The organism is Sutcliffiella horikoshii (assembly GCF_021991925.1).
Classification (GTDB): Bacteria; Bacillota; Bacilli; order Bacillales; family Bacillaceae_I; genus Sutcliffiella_A; species Sutcliffiella_A horikoshii_F.
Genome location: NZ_RXZI01000006.1, coordinates 105,827 through 120,746 on the forward strand (window position 1 = coordinate 105,827; position 14,920 = coordinate 120,746).

Annotated in this window: 16 protein-coding genes; 15 read left to right on the plus strand and 1 reads right to left on the minus strand. The window is 40.8% G+C overall.

What is annotated here, in order from left to right; genetic code table 11:
* The first annotated feature begins 11 nt into the window (after positions 1-11).
* From ypeB to fni, 7 genes are all read left to right on the plus strand, one after another.
* A complete protein-coding gene (ypeB, locus tag EKQ44_RS15525; RefSeq protein WP_237664454.1) occupies positions 12-1,352 on the plus strand; it encodes a germination protein YpeB in 1,341 nt (446 codons plus the stop codon).
* Between the two features lie 187 nt (positions 1,353-1,539).
* The gene (locus tag EKQ44_RS15530) at positions 1,540-2,193 is read left to right on the plus strand and encodes a flagellar brake protein (protein WP_237664455.1); all 654 of its coding nucleotides are present in this window, start codon (positions 1,540-1,542) and stop codon (positions 2,191-2,193) included.
* A gap of 69 nt (positions 2,194-2,262) precedes the next feature.
* Positions 2,263-2,445, plus strand: a complete 183-nt coding sequence (locus EKQ44_RS15535; RefSeq protein ID WP_237664456.1) for a DUF5359 family protein — start codon at positions 2,263-2,265, stop codon at positions 2,443-2,445.
* Positions 2,446-2,540: 95 nt separating this feature from the next.
* Complete coding sequence (gene cmk, locus EKQ44_RS15540; protein ID WP_237664457.1) at positions 2,541-3,233, plus strand: (d)CMP kinase; 693 nt, start codon at positions 2,541-2,543, stop codon at positions 3,231-3,233.
* Complete coding sequence (locus EKQ44_RS15545) at positions 3,230-3,811, plus strand: lysophospholipid acyltransferase family protein (RefSeq protein WP_237664458.1); 582 nt, start codon at positions 3,230-3,232, stop codon at positions 3,809-3,811. Before cmk ends, EKQ44_RS15545 begins: the two co-directional genes overlap by 4 nt.
* A gap of 292 nt (positions 3,812-4,103) precedes the next feature.
* Positions 4,104-5,246 carry a 30S ribosomal protein S1 gene (gene rpsA / locus EKQ44_RS15550; RefSeq protein ID WP_237664592.1) on the plus strand — a complete coding sequence of 381 codons (1,143 nt, stop codon included), beginning with the start codon at positions 4,104-4,106 and terminating at the stop codon, positions 5,244-5,246.
* A gap of 220 nt (positions 5,247-5,466) precedes the next feature.
* Complete coding sequence (fni, locus tag EKQ44_RS15555) at positions 5,467-6,522, plus strand: type 2 isopentenyl-diphosphate Delta-isomerase (protein ID WP_237664459.1); 1,056 nt, start codon at positions 5,467-5,469, stop codon at positions 6,520-6,522.
* Positions 6,523-6,744: 222 nt separating this feature from the next.
* Here the strand turns inward: fni and EKQ44_RS15560 are convergent, their stop codons facing one another.
* Positions 6,745-6,876: a YpzI family protein gene (locus EKQ44_RS15560; protein WP_064497390.1), complete on the minus strand. Its 132-nt coding sequence runs from the start codon at positions 6,874-6,876 to the stop codon at positions 6,745-6,747.
* A gap of 124 nt (positions 6,877-7,000) precedes the next feature.
* Here EKQ44_RS15560 and EKQ44_RS15565 point away from each other — a divergent pair, with 124 nt between their 5' ends.
* The 8 genes from EKQ44_RS15565 (at position 7,001) to spoIVA (ending at position 14,793) form a co-directional block, all read left to right on the plus strand.
* Positions 7,001-7,606: a YphA family membrane protein gene (locus EKQ44_RS15565; RefSeq protein WP_237664460.1), complete on the plus strand. Its 606-nt coding sequence runs from the start codon at positions 7,001-7,003 to the stop codon at positions 7,604-7,606.
* On the plus strand, positions 7,603-8,499 hold the full coding sequence (locus tag EKQ44_RS15570) for a YIEGIA family protein (RefSeq protein WP_237664461.1): 897 nt from the start codon (positions 7,603-7,605) through the stop codon (positions 8,497-8,499). The genes EKQ44_RS15565 and EKQ44_RS15570 overlap by 4 nt, the downstream gene beginning before the upstream one ends.
* Positions 8,489-8,680, plus strand: a complete 192-nt coding sequence (locus EKQ44_RS15575; RefSeq protein ID WP_237664462.1) for a capping complex subunit for YIEGIA — start codon at positions 8,489-8,491, stop codon at positions 8,678-8,680. Before EKQ44_RS15570 ends, EKQ44_RS15575 begins: the two co-directional genes overlap by 11 nt.
* 258 nt (positions 8,681-8,938) lie before the next feature.
* Complete coding sequence (der, locus tag EKQ44_RS15580) at positions 8,939-10,249, plus strand: ribosome biogenesis GTPase Der (RefSeq protein WP_237664463.1); 1,311 nt, start codon at positions 8,939-8,941, stop codon at positions 10,247-10,249.
* Between the two features lie 17 nt (positions 10,250-10,266).
* The gene (locus EKQ44_RS15585; RefSeq protein ID WP_237664464.1) at positions 10,267-11,301 is read left to right on the plus strand and encodes an NAD(P)H-dependent glycerol-3-phosphate dehydrogenase; all 1,035 of its coding nucleotides are present in this window, start codon (positions 10,267-10,269) and stop codon (positions 11,299-11,301) included.
* 605 nt (positions 11,302-11,906) lie between these two features.
* Positions 11,907-12,113: a DUF2768 domain-containing protein gene (locus tag EKQ44_RS15590; RefSeq protein WP_237664465.1), complete on the plus strand. Its 207-nt coding sequence runs from the start codon at positions 11,907-11,909 to the stop codon at positions 12,111-12,113.
* Between the two features lie 22 nt (positions 12,114-12,135).
* Positions 12,136-12,867 (plus strand): hypothetical protein, encoded by a 732-nt coding sequence (locus tag EKQ44_RS15595; protein ID WP_237664466.1) that lies wholly within the window; start codon positions 12,136-12,138, stop codon positions 12,865-12,867.
* Between the two features lie 447 nt (positions 12,868-13,314).
* Positions 13,315-14,793: a stage IV sporulation protein A gene (gene spoIVA, locus EKQ44_RS15600; protein ID WP_148988355.1), complete on the plus strand. Its 1,479-nt coding sequence runs from the start codon at positions 13,315-13,317 to the stop codon at positions 14,791-14,793.
* Positions 14,794-14,920 lie beyond the last annotated feature (127 nt).

Here is a 14,920-nt window from a genome sequence, read left to right on the forward strand (position 1 = left end):
GGTGAAAAATTATGTTGAGACTTGTTATTATCGCTGTTTTAGCAATTGCGGTAGCAGGAACAGGGTATTGGGGTTATCAAGAGCATCAAGATAAAAACGCAGTCCTCATTAATGCGGAAAATAACTATCAACGTGCTTTCCATGACCTTGTCTACCACGTGGACCTGCTGCATGATAAGATAGGGACGACTTTGGCAATGAGTTCCAGAGAACAGTTGTCCCCATCTTTTGCTGAAGTATGGAGGATTACTTCGGAAGCCCAGAATGATGTTGGGCAGTTGCCGTTGACACTACTTCCTTTTAATAAGACAGAAGAATTTTTGACAAATACAGGTGATTATACCTATCAAGTAGCGGTAAGGGACTTAGATAAAAACCCATTATCTGATGAGGAATATGGCACACTTCAAGCTCTGTACCAAAAATCTGACGAAATCAGGCAGGAATTAAGAAGAGTCCAAAGCATGGTAATGAGCAATAATCTGCGTTGGATGGATGTGGAGCTCGCTTTGTCAGCGAAGGATCAACCACAAGATAACACCATTATCGATGGATTCAAAACAGTGGAGAAAAATGTAGAAGGGTATGACGAAGCCGATTTTGGACCGACCTTCACTTCCATGAACCAGAAGGATAAGAACTTTAGCAAACTTTCCGGTAAAACCATTACAGAGGAAGATGCTAAGAAAATTGCGGACAAATACTTAGAACTAGAAGGCAATGAAGAAATTATCATCACGGAGAACGGTGAAGGGTCTGAGTTTGGATTCTATAGTTTAAAGATAGTGGATAACAACCAGCAGGACACTTTTATGGATATTGCGAAAAAAGGTGGAATCCCAATTTATCTGGTTCAAGATAAACAGCCTGAAAAGAAAAATATTAGTCTAAATGAAGCGACTGAAAAGGCTAGGAACTTCTTGAAACAGAATAAATTCGATACACTGGATTTATATGAAAGTGTCGAATACAACAAACTTGGAATTTTCACGTTCGTATCCAATGTGGATGGCGTGAGAGTTTATCCTGATGCCATCAAAATGAAAGTGAGTCTGGATACTGGGGAGATCGTTGGTTTCTCTGCAAAAGACTATTTGATGTCACACCATTTGCGTGAAATTCCAGAACCGGGTATTTCGGTTCAGGAAGCAACAGATAAAATCAATGAAAAAGTGATGATCATGGAAGACTATTTGGCCGTCATCAATAATGATCTTGGGGAAGAAGTCCTATGCTATGAGTTCTTGGGAACCATCGACAATGACACATATCAAATCTTTATCAACGCAAACGACGGCCGTGAAGAAAAAGTAGAAAAACTTAAAAATCCAGAACTACTTTACGACTTGTAAAAAAAGCCTTAATCGTTGCACCTGGAAAAAACATTAACAAAACCTGCAAAAAATTGAATTTAAAGGTATTTACTTTAGAGGAAAAGTCGAATTTGGCTTTTCCTTTTTTTCGTAAAATGGTTTAATAGGAATAAATAGAAAAAAGTAGCAAGGAAAAGAAACAACGGGGTGTTAAGGGGGCAATGTTTTGTTAAAGCCAGGGGTCGTATTAACTCTGCAAGTGCGAAATGATGATAAAGTGGAGAAATATAGATGCAAAGTACAAGAAGTGAAAGATAATGAATTCTATGTGGATTATCCGTCACATTACGCAAATGGCAGGACTACATATATATTGAACGGAACACAATTACTTATTTCCTATGTAACAGATGAAGGTGTTGCCTATACATTCGAGAGCGAGGTACTGGGCAGGATTAAACAGGCAATACCAATGATGCAGTTATCTTTCCCCGGTTATGATCAAGTTGCCAAGGTGCAACGTCGACAGTATGTCAGGGTGGAAAGCAATTTGGATGTAGCAGTTCATCCGCTATCCGTCGATTTCGACCCTTTTATAACCGTCACTCACGATATCAGTGCAGGTGGGGCGGCAGTGTTATTACCTGAAAATGCCACGTTGCATGAAAAGGAACATGTCCTGACTACATTTGTTCTTCATCTTAATAATGGGGAAACTCATTATTTAAAGCTGAAAAGCAAAGTGATTAGATTAGTGGAAGTCGATAGGAACAGAATGAGGGCCTCCCTGCAGTTCGATCCCATTAAGGAAGTAGAGAGGCAGGTAATAATAAAGTATTGCTTTGAACAGCAATTGTTATTAAGAAAGACTCTTATTTAAGCATAAAACCTTCCAAAATCATCCATACTATAAGTAACGACTAAGTAGGATGAATGGGAGAAAGGCTATATGAAAAGAGTGGAAAAAATTATCATTAAGTTGATAATCATACAGCTAATTTGTATGATATGTGCACAAGGTTTGCTTCTCTACACCGGTGCTGCCCCTTTTTTAAGCAAGGTAATTCAATATGAGGGAGTAGGCGGTATGAAAATTATGGAACATATAGAAACATTCGACCAAAGTAGATGATTATGATAAAATATAGATGAATGAAAACAGTGGAAATGCAGGGATACCCTGCTTTTTTCATGTAAAAAAGATTAAACGTGAATTCAGGAGGAACTATGAAACAAAAATTATCAGTGGCAATCGACGGGCCTGCAGCGGCAGGGAAAAGTACAGTGGCAAAAATCGTCGCAGACAAATTAGGATATTTATATATTGATACAGGGGCAATGTACAGAGCAATAACTTTTCAAGCCATCAGACATGATGTCAACTTGGAAGATGAAAAGTCATTGCAGGAATTGGTAGAAATGATGGAAATAGATTTGCGTGCCACAAACAATAAAACACAACACGTGTACATAAATGATGAAGATGTAACAGAGCAAATCCGCACGCATGATGTGACAAACAATGTATCCATCGTTGCCAAACATAAAACCGTGCGTGAGGAAATGGTAGCAAGACAACGAGTTCTTGCCAAGCGTGGCGGAGTGGTGATGGACGGCAGAGATATCGGTACGCACGTGCTACCAGATGCCGAGGTGAAGGTGTTCCTTCTTGCGTCCGTCGACGAAAGAGCACATAGAAGACATGCGGAAAACCTTTCAAAAGGCTATGATTCTGATCTGGAAAAACTAAAACAAGAAATTGCAAGACGGGACAAACTTGACTCCGAGCGGGAAATTGCCCCTCTACAGAAAGCAGAAGATGCAAAAGAGATAGATACAACCTCATTATCCATCGATCAAGTGGTAGGTAAAATTATGGAGTTGGTTGTTCTAGAGACAGAAAGGGCAGGGCGTCCATGACTTTCTACTCATTCGCTAAATTCATCGTTTCAGTAGTGCTTAAGCCTTTGTTTCGCATTAATGTAATCGGAAGCGAAAACATCCCTAAAGAAGGACCAGTCCTGATATGTTCGAACCACATCGATAACCTCGATCCTCCTGTTGTAGGAATTACCTCGCCAAGAACCGTACGTTTCATGGCAAAAGAGGAGATTTTTCATGTGCCTATCCTTAAAACCATCCTACCCAAGCTTCATGCGTTTCCTGTAAAAAGGGGAATGAGTGACAGGGAAGCATTACGGAAAGCTCTAAAAGTGTTAAAAGAGGGCCATGTGCTGGGATTATTTCCTGAAGGGACCAGGAGTAAAACTGGGGAACTTGGTAAAGGGTTGGCTGGAGCTGGCTTTTTTGCACTCCGTTCCGATGCTGCAGTCGTACCTTGTGCGATAATCGGACCATATAAGAAATTCCAACCATTAAAAGTCGTATATGGAAAACCAATTGACTTTACCCAACCGCGCATGGAAAAAAAATCCGCTGAGGAAGCAACGTTGCTGGTAATGGATTCCATTCGTGAACTTATCGAAAAAAACAGATAGTTTAAGAGTTTTGACTTGACAAAATGTCCTATTTATTAGAAGTTAGTAGAAGGAAGCTAAATTTGTAGGATTTTGTTTAGTGGTATTCCTGGAAATTTAAACTCGACAGTTCTAATTGATCTGTCCAACAATCAAGTAAGTTAACATCCGTTAATTTATGAATTATTACACGAAACAAATGCAACTTTTGTTAAGTACGTATGCTTAGGCTTCAGCCTGCATACTTACGTAACGTCTACCGTTACTTACATAAATAATGGATTAGCTGGTTTGTATGGAGGAGGTAATAATGATGGTGGAAGACATGAATCAAGTAGAAGTTAACAATTTAGAAGTTGGCAACAAAGTAACTGGAACAGTTACTAAAGTTGAAGAAAAACAGGTCCTCGTATCAATTGAGGGTAGTAAGTTAGATGGAATCATTCCGATAAGTGAACTTTCCAGCCTTCACGTAGAAAAAGCAACAGATGTGGTGGCAGAAGGTCAGGAACTTCAATTAAAAGTGACGAAGGTAGAAGAAGAATTACTTGTCTTATCCAAAAAAGCTGTAGACGCTGATCTAGCATGGGAAGATCTACAAAAGAAATTCGAATCTAAAGAAGTATTCGAAGCGGAAATCAAGGATGTCGTTAAGGGCGGACTTGTGGTAGACCTTGGGGTACGTGGGTTTGTTCCCGCATCCTTGGTTGAAAACTACTTTGTGGATGATTTCTCTGATTACAAAGGAAAGACATTAACATTTAAAGTGGTAGAACTTGAGAAAGAAAAAAATCGTGTCATTCTTTCACACCGTGCAGTGGTAGAGGAAGAGATGCAGAATAAGAAACACAAATTGCTTGATACCATTGAAACTGGTCAAGTACTTGAAGGAACTGTACAACGCATCACTGATTTTGGTGCATTCGTAGATATCGGCGGTGTGGATGGATTGGTTCACATTTCCCAGCTATCCTACGAGCATGTAGGCAAGCCGTCCGATGTAGTGACAGAGGGTCAGAAAGTAAATGTCAAAGTTCTTTCCGTTGACCGTGACAATGAAAGAATCTCTCTTTCCATTAAAGAGACTTTACCTGGGCCGTGGGCGCAAGTTTCGGAAAAGCTATCTGCTGGCAGTGTAACAGAAGGTGTTGTAAAGCGTTTAGTATCTTTTGGAGCTTTTGTCGAAGTATTGCCTGGAGTGGAAGGGTTGGTTCATATTTCCCAAATCTCCAACAAGCATATCGGCACACCTCATGAAGTATTGACAGAAGGTGACAAAGTCCAAGTGAAGGTCTTGGATGTCAACGAAACGGACCAAAGAATCTCCTTAAGTATCCGCGAATTGGAAGAGCCTGAAGAAGAAGAGGACTATAGCCAATACAATCAACCTGAAGAGTCCGGCGGATTCCAATTAGGAGAGATGATCGGGGATAAACTCAGCAAGTTGAAGAAATAATAAAAGCTAAATGTATAGATAGATGGAATATCCAGCTTTTAATTGTAGCACGGGATGAAGACTCCAGCGGGGGAGTAGACAATGTTGAGAGCCTCAGGGCATAGCCAAAAAAGGCTTAAGGTCTCCCAGCAGTGAGCGAAGCCCAGTGGTGAATTCAAAGTTGTTTAAAGTGAATCACAATCGTACAAGTTACAAAATAATTATGTCTAGGTGATAATCGGTGAGCAGAGCACAAAGGAAAATGGACCATATTCAGCATGCACTAACAACAGGGCAGTTAAGACAAACCGGTTTTGACGATGTCATGTTCGTTCATCAGAGCTTGCCCGACCGTGCCGTTACTGACATACAGTTGAATACAAAAATAGGCGAACTTACTTTAAGTTCGCCTATTTTTATCAATGCTATGACAGGCGGGGGCGGAAAGAAAACGCTAGAGATTAATAAAGGCTTGGCTGAAGTTGCAAAAGAATGTAATATCGCTTTGGCTGTTGGATCACAAATGTCGGCTATTAAAGATAGCAGTGAGGCAGCCTCTTATGAAGTGGTGAGAAAAGTAAACCAAGATGGCGTCATCTTTGCCAATCTAGGGAGTGAGGCAACAGTCGAACAAGCCAAGCGGGTCGTTGACATGCTTGAAGCGAATGCGATGCAGATCCATTTGAATGTCATTCAGGAGCTTGTCATGCCAGAAGGGGATCGTGATTTTACTGGAGCCCTTAGGAGGATCGAAGCAATTGTCCGGTCCTTGGAAGTTCCGTTAATTGTGAAAGAAACCGGATTCGGCATAAGTCGAGAAACTGCGAAAAAACTATATGATGTGGGAGTCTCTATTGTGGATGTCAGTGGATTTGGAGGCACCAACTTCTCGAAAATCGAAAACGAGCGTCGTGATAGCAGGCTGGAGTTTTTTGACAACTGGGGAATATCAACAGCCGCTTCGATAGCAGAAGTGAAGAATGCTGTCCCTGATTTTCCTGTTATCGGTTCGGGTGGTATTCAAAGTCCAATAGACATTGCTAAAGCCATCGCACTTGGAGCGTCCGCAGTAGGAATGGCCGGTTTTTTCCTTAAAGTATATATGGATGAGGGAGAACATGCACTTGTAAAGTTGATTCATCAAACGCATGATGAATTGAAATGGATCATGACAGCTTTGGGAGCGTCTACGATTGAGCAACTTCAGCAGGTTCCATTGGTAGTAAGGGGAGAAACGTATCATTGGCTAAATCAACGAGCAGTGGATTGTACTATCTATAGTAACAGGTCGTTTTAAAGAATATTGCTATGTGTTAGTGAAACAAATATTATAGTTATTTTTCATTACGTAAAAGCAACAAAGTTTACGAAAAAAGCCTATAAAAATAAACACTGATAAACTTGACTGTTGATAATCAACTGCGCCTTTTACAGAGCAAAAAAATAAAAAATCGCCTCCATTCCTTTTCAAAAGGGTGGGAGGCGATTTTTTTGTCTTTTTATTCTTACAAAAAAGATTTTACTTGTTTCTTTCACGAGCCTCATCTGGACCTTCCAGGCTTGTTGCTCCAGGGTATTTTAGAGATTGATCTCGATCTGACTCCGTTCTCTTTTGGGCTTTGAGTTTTCTTTCTTGTCTATCTTTTCCCATATGATCACCTCATTTCGGTTAATTGAGGATTATTATTCTCATTTTCAACTAAAACATACTGTCATGCATGATTAGTATTCCTTCTTTTTAGGCATAATGATTTGGTGAAAGGAGGGATGGAGAAATGGAAACGGCAGGCTTATATTTTTATTTTCTAGGATGGATAGGCTGGATTATCATAACGTTTTTCTTCCCAAAATCATCGATTCGGACACTTCTATCTATATTGTTGCTGATGGTGATGGCTGGGTCCACTACTTACTTAAATATTTTTGAGTTCAGTGTGAGTGTAGCATTTATTATTCTCATTTTTACTGCAGTCATTTTATTGACAAAAACGATGAAACAGAAATACTTCCTTCACTATTTTTCCATCTGTACTTTGTCATTGGCATACGTATGCTTCGTCATATTTGAAATATACGATCCGGTTTGGATTATTATTGACAGGACGTGGATGCTTGCTTTCATTCTTCTATACTTATCCTTACTTCTGTTTAAAACGAAGTGGGAAAGGTTCGTCTTTATGCTTACTGGCGTCTTACAGGGAGAAATATTGAACAGCATAGTGTTAAAAAGTATTTTCTCCTATTCTGTTATAGGTTCTTTTGATTTCTTGGCTGTGCTTTTCTTAACGTCTGCCGGTCTTGGCACATGGATGATTTTTGAAACGGTCACTGTCTATCTAGATTCGGTCATACAAAAACGAGTAAGGGAGAGACAAGGATGAACGAATATACATATCCAATCCTTTTCGGAGTTTTAATAGGTCTTGCGACAAGAATGTATATGTTAGTCACGGATTATCGGCAATATCCTACCTATTTACATGGAAAAATCATTCATCTATCGCTTGCTTTTATTGCTTCAGGACTTGGGACGATCGCAGTTCCTGCAATAATGGAACAAGAATTTGCAGCGATTACCTTTCTCGCACTGGCAGCTTCCCAATTTAGAGATGTTCGGAATATGGAAAGAAACACGCTTACCGAATTGGATGCCTATGAATTGGTACCAAGGGGGAACACGTATATTGAGGGAATTGCCATTGCATTTGAGGGAAGAAATTATTTAGTCATGATTACTGCTTTTTTGGCTACACTTGCCTACCTTGCTGCAAACGTATGGGTGGGGTTGGTTGTTGGAGTATCAGCCGCCTTGCTTTCCCATAAACTGATGACTGGTGGACAATTGAAAGATATTGTGGATATTGAATATGTGAAACCTCATTTTGAAGGAGCAGGTTTGTATGTAGATAATATCTACATCATGAATATAGGGTTGCCTGAACGACAGAAAGAGGTATTGAAGTATGGGATGGGCTTTATTCTGAAGCCGAAAAATTTCAATGCGAGGACAACGATTGCCAACTTGGGACAAAGGCAAGCAATCCTTCATGACATGTCGACTGCTTTAGGTGTTTATCGTGATTCCGGGACTCCCGCTCTCGTTCCGCTGGCAAAAAGGGATCTTGATGATGGACGTGTAGGGATATTCCTTCTACCACAAGAACAGGATCTTGAAATTGGGATGGCAATTCTTGAACAGGTCCCGACGTTGGAAAATGCAATCAGAATGCCTACGAAGAACCTGAAGGAGAAGGTGAAGAAAAATGGAAGTTGAAATCGGGAAGTATATCCTTGCTGTAATCACCACAAATCCTTCGAAAATTGCCGGGGGAGCACCCACTTTCACTTGTGAGACGAAAGAGGAAATGGAATTCATCGCTGCCAACTTGGAAGCCATTCTAGATGGAATTGCACATGGGCTTGGTGAAGAATTGTACGTCATCGTCAAGCATTGATAGATATAAATCCTACTTGTTAAAAAAGTCAGACTTCCTTATTGCATCGAATAATGTTAAACTATTCAAGTTAGGCCTTCCTTTTGCAGGAGGGTTTCTTTTATTAGAGTGATATAATGGAGACTGTTTGTCGCATTAAAGTATCTGATAACAGGCTTTAGTAAAGACTAAGATTATGACAAAATTATAAGTAGAATTTCTTGTTTATTCGAATGAGAATATTTACATATATACTAGAAAAATGGGAGGGTGGTCACCATGCCAAAACCAACCGTAGCGATTGTTGGAAGACCGAACGTGGGTAAATCCACTATATTTAACCGAATAGTAGGAGAAAGAATCTCCATTGTAGAAGATGTACCGGGAGTGACAAGAGATAGAATATACAGTTCCGGCGAATGGCTTAATCAGTATTTTAATATTATTGATACTGGTGGAATAGAAATAAGTGATGCTCCATTTATGACTCAAATCCGTGAGCAGGCTGAGATTGCCATTGATGAAGCGGATGTTATCATTTTTATGACAAATGGTCGCGAAGGATTAACAACAGCGGACGAAGAGGTTGCTAAAATCCTTTACCGTTCGAAAAAACCTGTAGTGGTTGCTGTAAACAAAGTGGACAATCCTGAGATGAGAGATACGTTATATGACTTTTATGCATTAGGTTTCGGAGAACCGATTCCGATTTCAGGTTCCCATGGTTTGGGGCTTGGAGATCTACTGGACTTCGTTATTGAGAATTTTCCTAAAAATGAAGAAGATGACTACGATGATGATATTATCAAGTTTTCTTTGATCGGTCGTCCTAACGTTGGAAAATCCTCTTTAGTTAATGCATTGCTCGGTGAAGAGCGCGTTATCGTTAGTGATATTGCCGGTACCACAAGGGATGCCATAGATACCCCATACACATATGACGGCAAAGAGTACGTTATAATTGATACAGCTGGTATGCGGAAAAAAGGGAAAGTGTACGAAACTACTGAAAAGTATAGTGTACTTCGTGCGTTAAGAGCAATTGAACGCTCTGACGTTGTTTTGGTTGTGATTAACGGGGAAGAAGGCATCATCGAGCAAGATAAAAAGATTGCAGGTTATGCGCATGAAGCCGGAAGAGCCATTGTGATCGTAGTAAACAAATGGGATGCGGTTGAAAAAGACGAGAAGACCATGAAGGAGTTTGAACAGAAAATCAGAGATCATTTCTTATTCCTTGATTATGCACCAATTGTTTTCTTGTCTGCAAAAACAAAAAAACGGATCCATACGTTAATTCCTAAAATTGAAATGGCAAGTGAAAATCATTCTATGCGTGTGGTGACAACAGTATTGAATGATGTCATCATGGATGCGGTTGCCATGAATCCAACTCCTACAGACAAAGGACAACGTTTGAAAATCTATTATGCGACACAAGTTGCCGTGAAGCCGCCTACCTTTGTCATTTTCGTTAACGATCCAGAACTGCTGCACTTCTCTTACAAGCGATTCCTTGAGAATCGTATTAGGGATGCATTTGGATTTGAAGGAACACCTATTAAACTTATCGCACGTCCACGTAAATAACAGGGAGGAGTGAGTTAGTGAAAAAGGTAGCTGTTTTAGGAGCAGGAAGCTGGGGGACTGCCCTTGCAATCGTTCTTGCGGATAATAACCATGAAGTCCGTCTTTGGGGACATAAACAAGCTCAAATCGACGAAATAAATCAATATCATACAAATGAGAAATATTTAAAGAACATCAATCTTTCAGATAAGATTATCGGGTACACTTCCATGGAAGAAGCGGTCAGCGGGGTAGAAGCCGTTGTGCTTGCCGTGCCAACAAAAGCGATGCGGGAAGTATGTCAGCAAGTAAAAGGGTACCTGTCCACTCCTACTTTGTTCGTTCATGTCAGTAAAGGGATTGAGCCGGATACTCACTTGAGGGTCTCAGAGGTGATTGAAGAAGAATTGCCTGAATCTGTCCGCAAAGCGGTGGTGGTTCTCTCAGGACCGAGTCATGCCGAAGAAGTGAGCCTAAGGCAACCAACAACGGTTACTGCTGCATCCTTGGATGTGGAAGCGGCTGAGAAAGTGCAAGATCTTTTCATCAATCAGCATTTCCGCGTATACACGAACACAGATGTGGTAGGAGTTGAAATCGGTGGCTCCCTGAAAAACATCATCGCTCTTGCTGCAGGTATAACAGATGGTCTTGGTTATGGGGACAATGCAAAAGCTGCATTGATAACAAGGGGGCTTGCTGAGATAGCACGCCTTGGCAGCTGCTTGGGTGCAAATCCCCTTACTTTCCTCGGACTTACAGGAATGGGAGACCTTATCGTAACCTGCACAAGCGTACACAGCAGAAACTGGCGGGCCGGTAACATGTTAGGGAAAGGCATGAAACTAGATGAGGTGTTGGAAAATATGGGGATGGTAGTGGAAGGTGTCCGCACTACAAAGGCAGCCTATCAGCTATCCCAGAAGCTCCAAGTTAAGATGCCTCTCACATCTGCGCTATACCATGTGCTCTTTGATGGGGTAGACCCAAAAGACGCGGTAGACGAGCTCATGAACCGCTCAAAGACAACCGAACTGGATGACCTGGCACAACTTCTTGGTGACAGAGTTTAAACTCCATTCTAAAAACGCCACTTCCCCTAAAAGGAATGGCTTTTTTTTATGAAGGCTATTTTCGTAAATTTTGTTGCATTTACATACTTATGAACCGATCGGTATATTCCACTGTCGAACTCTTTTCCCTTAAGCTATGTAAATACTTAGAGTATGTACGCAGAAAAAGTCCAATTGCCGATTTTTTACTAGTAAATAACCATCTTTGAGAATTCACCAATGCTATAGAAAGACAACAAAAAAAGCTGAAGTAAAAGGGGCCATTTTTACTTCAGCATGATAAAAAGACTAAATAATCCAATCCCACAGCTCAACCAGTGATATCCTCATACACATCTTATGCGGCAATTTACATACATGCATCGCCAAATGCCTATTTATCGCAAAAAAGCTTGTAAAAATTATGGATTACTACCTAAGCGCACCCTCCTATCGTTTCTTCTTTATAAGTTATGCGCTTGTAAAGTATGGGTGTTTGTTTACTTTTTTCAAAATTTTGTCCAATTTATGACCTCTGCCGCTTTACTGCCCTGGTAACGGGAGGATTGGAGTTTTTTTCATGTAGGTCTTATGCTATAATGTTTCACGGAAAAGGAGAGATGAGGATGTCACCTGCATTGATGAAGATGTGGATTTCATTTGTAGCAATGGGATTCATGTTTATATCCGTTTTAACCGTTTATTTTACTAGATTCAAAATTAAGAACTCCATTGTAAGAGGAATACTGAACACGGTTGCTTTTTTATTAATCGTCCTTGCTGGGCTTATTATTTTCTATGTAGTGTTCAGCGGTCCGGTCCCGGAACAATAAGAGATAAAGGAAGGAATTAACTATGACATTAAATAGGTTCTTCCTACTAGTAGGAATGATGGTTGTCAGCAGCGTGCTGTCAGGCTGTCTGTACCCCCAAGACCGTATGAAGCAAAACCAGGTCCCTTATTTAGATCAGTTGGAAGCCGTACAATCTTCTGTGAATCAATATAGGGAAGCAAGTAGTGGTTTATTGCCGATTAAAGATAGAGATATGGATACTCCAATCTATCAGAAGTATCCCATTGATTTTAACAAGCTTTCTCCAAGGTACATACAAGAGCCTCCAGGCACAGCCTATGAAAGTGGCGGAGTCTATTTATATGTGCTGGTGGATGTGGAGGAGAACCCCACAGTCAAACTGATTGATTTGAGAGTGGCTGAGCAAATCCGAGATATCAATTTAAGAATCGATATGTACAAACGCACGAACAATGGATATGCACCCATCAAAGAAGTTATCAATGATCAGGCATTCAAGATAGATTGGGGAAAACTGGGCTTTTCCACAGAACCATTTGCAGAAAGCCCGATTACCGGGAAGAACCTCCCATTTATCCTTAATAATGCGGGTCAGGCGCAATTGGACTATTCTATTGACTTATATGACTTTCTCCAAAAGCATGACCATAATTATAAACAAGGTGATGACATCCGCGATATCATTGTGGATCATTCTGTCTTTGTACCAGCATATTCTTTGCCTTATACCTTGGATGAGAATAATGAACCAGTAATTTTTAAACCTGAATAGAAAAATTGTCATGAACCCTTTTTTAGAGAATACATTCTAAAGAAGGGTTCTTTATTTTTGGCTCTGTTAAACGTCGCTGTTGATTTCCGCAATAGGCTTCGCTTATCCAGAGGGCGACCTTGAGCCTCCTCGTTCCACTGCGGGGTCTCAAGATTGTCGCTATTCTCCCGCTGGAGTCTACGCCTTTTGCTTCAATCACCAGCTAGAAACAGGTTATTATCAACAACTAACTTTACCAAAGCCTTATTTTTAGTAAAACACGAAAACTTATAATCACTGATATTATGTAATGCCATATTGATGAAAATTATAAAAGAATACCCGGGATGAATTTTCTTATAAATATTAGTCATATTTAATTAGGACAACATCATACACATATAGTGTCATAGATTATATCCTTACTAGAAAATGTAAATCCCAAGATAAATGTCGGGAGGGAATCACTTGGAAAAAGTAGATATTTTCAAAGATATCGCTGAACGTACGGGCGGCGATATATATTTAGGGGTCGTAGGAGCTGTTCGTACAGGGAAATCAACTTTCATCAAAAGGTTCATGGAGTTAGTGGTTCTGCCGAATATAGGAAACGAGTCTGATAAGGCTCGTGCTCAAGATGAGCTGCCACAAAGTGCAGCTGGAAAAACGATCATGACAACAGAGCCTAAATTTGTTCCTAACCAGGCAGTAAAGGTTAAAGTGGATGAAGGCCTTGATGTGAATATTCGACTTGTAGACTGTGTGGGCTATACAGTACCGGGTGCTAAGGGGTATGAGGATGAAAATGGCCCAAGAATGATAAACACACCTTGGTATGAGGAACCGATCCCGTTCCATGAAGCTGCTGAAATCGGCACAAGAAAAGTAATCCAGGAGCATTCCACCATTGGTGTGGTCATTGCCACAGATGGGTCCATAGGCGAGATTCCACGCCGAGATTATATCGAGGCTGAGGAAAGGGTAGTGGAGGAGCTAAAAGAGGTTGGTAAACCATTTATCATGGTAATCAATACTGTTCAACCGCATCACCCGGAAACGGAATCCCTAAAACGTGAGCTATGCGAAAAATATGACATCCCTGTAATCGCGATGAGTGTGGAGAGCATGAGGGAGTCAGATGTGTACAATGTGCTAAGAGAAGCATTATTCGAATTCCCAGTACTTGAAGTGAATGTGAACCTTCCAAGCTGGGTGATGGTTCTGAAAGATAACCACTGGCTACGTGAAAGCTATCAGGAAGCTGTGAAGGACACGGTGAAGGATATCAAGCGGCTTCGCGATGTAGACCGAGTGGTGGGTCAATTCAGCGAATATGAATTCATTGACCGCGCAGGTCTGGCGGGAATAGAAATGGGGCAGGGGATTGCAGAAATCGACCTCTACGCTCCAGATGATTTGTATGATCACATCCTGAAAGAAGTGGTAGGGGTGGAGATCAGAGGGAAAGATCATCTACTACAACTGATGCAAGATTTCGCGTATGCCAAGGCGGAATACGATCAAGTATCAGATGCTTTGAAAATGGTAAAGCAGACTGGTTACGGCATCGCATCCCCGGCATTGACAGATATGAGTTTAGAAGAGCCGGAAATCATCCGACAAGGCTCTAGGTTTGGGGTCAGGTTAAAAGCTGTTGCACCGTCCATCCATATGATCAAAGTGGATGTGGAGTCTGAGTTTGCTCCAATCATTGGAACGGAAAAACAAAGCGAGGAGCTTGTTCGTTACCTGATGCAGGACTTTGAGGATGATCCACTTTCCATCTGGAATTCCGATATTTTCGGACGCTCCCTGAGCTCCATCGTAAGAGAGGGGATCCATGCCAAGATTTCGCTAATGCCTGAGAATGCAAGGTATAAGCTGAAAGAAACATTGGAGCGTATCATCAATGAAGGCTCTGGCGGGCTTATAGCGATAATTTTATAAAAAGTTTAGTATGAGTATGTTTAAGAGCTTCCCGACTGTGGTATAAACACACAGACGGGGAGCTTATTTTTGTAGGGAAATGGAGAATCTCTTGATATAACAGGATTCTTATGTTAATCTACAATCA

Bases quoted from the DNA above. Each gene is read 5' to 3' on its own strand.
- EKQ44_RS15565 (WP_237664460.1), top strand. From the start codon at position 7,001: ATGGAAACGGCAGGCTTATATTTTTATTTTCTAGGATGGATAGGCTGG.
- EKQ44_RS15560 (WP_064497390.1), bottom strand. From the start codon at position 6,876: ATGGGAAAAGATAGACAAGAAAGAAAACTCAAAGCCCAAAAGAGAACG.
- EKQ44_RS15590 (WP_237664465.1), top strand. From the start codon at position 11,907: ATGTCACCTGCATTGATGAAGATGTGGATTTCATTTGTAGCAATGGGA.
- rpsA (WP_237664592.1), top strand. From the start codon at position 4,104: ATGGTGGAAGACATGAATCAAGTAGAAGTTAACAATTTAGAAGTTGGC.
- EKQ44_RS15595 (WP_237664466.1), top strand. From the start codon at position 12,136: ATGACATTAAATAGGTTCTTCCTACTAGTAGGAATGATGGTTGTCAGC.
- der (WP_237664463.1), top strand. From the start codon at position 8,939: ATGCCAAAACCAACCGTAGCGATTGTTGGAAGACCGAACGTGGGTAAA.
- EKQ44_RS15570 (WP_237664461.1), top strand. From the start codon at position 7,603: ATGAACGAATATACATATCCAATCCTTTTCGGAGTTTTAATAGGTCTT.
- EKQ44_RS15545 (WP_237664458.1), top strand. From the start codon at position 3,230: ATGACTTTCTACTCATTCGCTAAATTCATCGTTTCAGTAGTGCTTAAG.
- cmk (WP_237664457.1), top strand. From the start codon at position 2,541: ATGAAACAAAAATTATCAGTGGCAATCGACGGGCCTGCAGCGGCAGGG.
- EKQ44_RS15535 (WP_237664456.1), top strand. From the start codon at position 2,263: ATGAAAAGAGTGGAAAAAATTATCATTAAGTTGATAATCATACAGCTA.
- EKQ44_RS15575 (WP_237664462.1), top strand. From the start codon at position 8,489: ATGGAAGTTGAAATCGGGAAGTATATCCTTGCTGTAATCACCACAAAT.
- ypeB (WP_237664454.1), top strand. From the start codon at position 12: ATGTTGAGACTTGTTATTATCGCTGTTTTAGCAATTGCGGTAGCAGGA.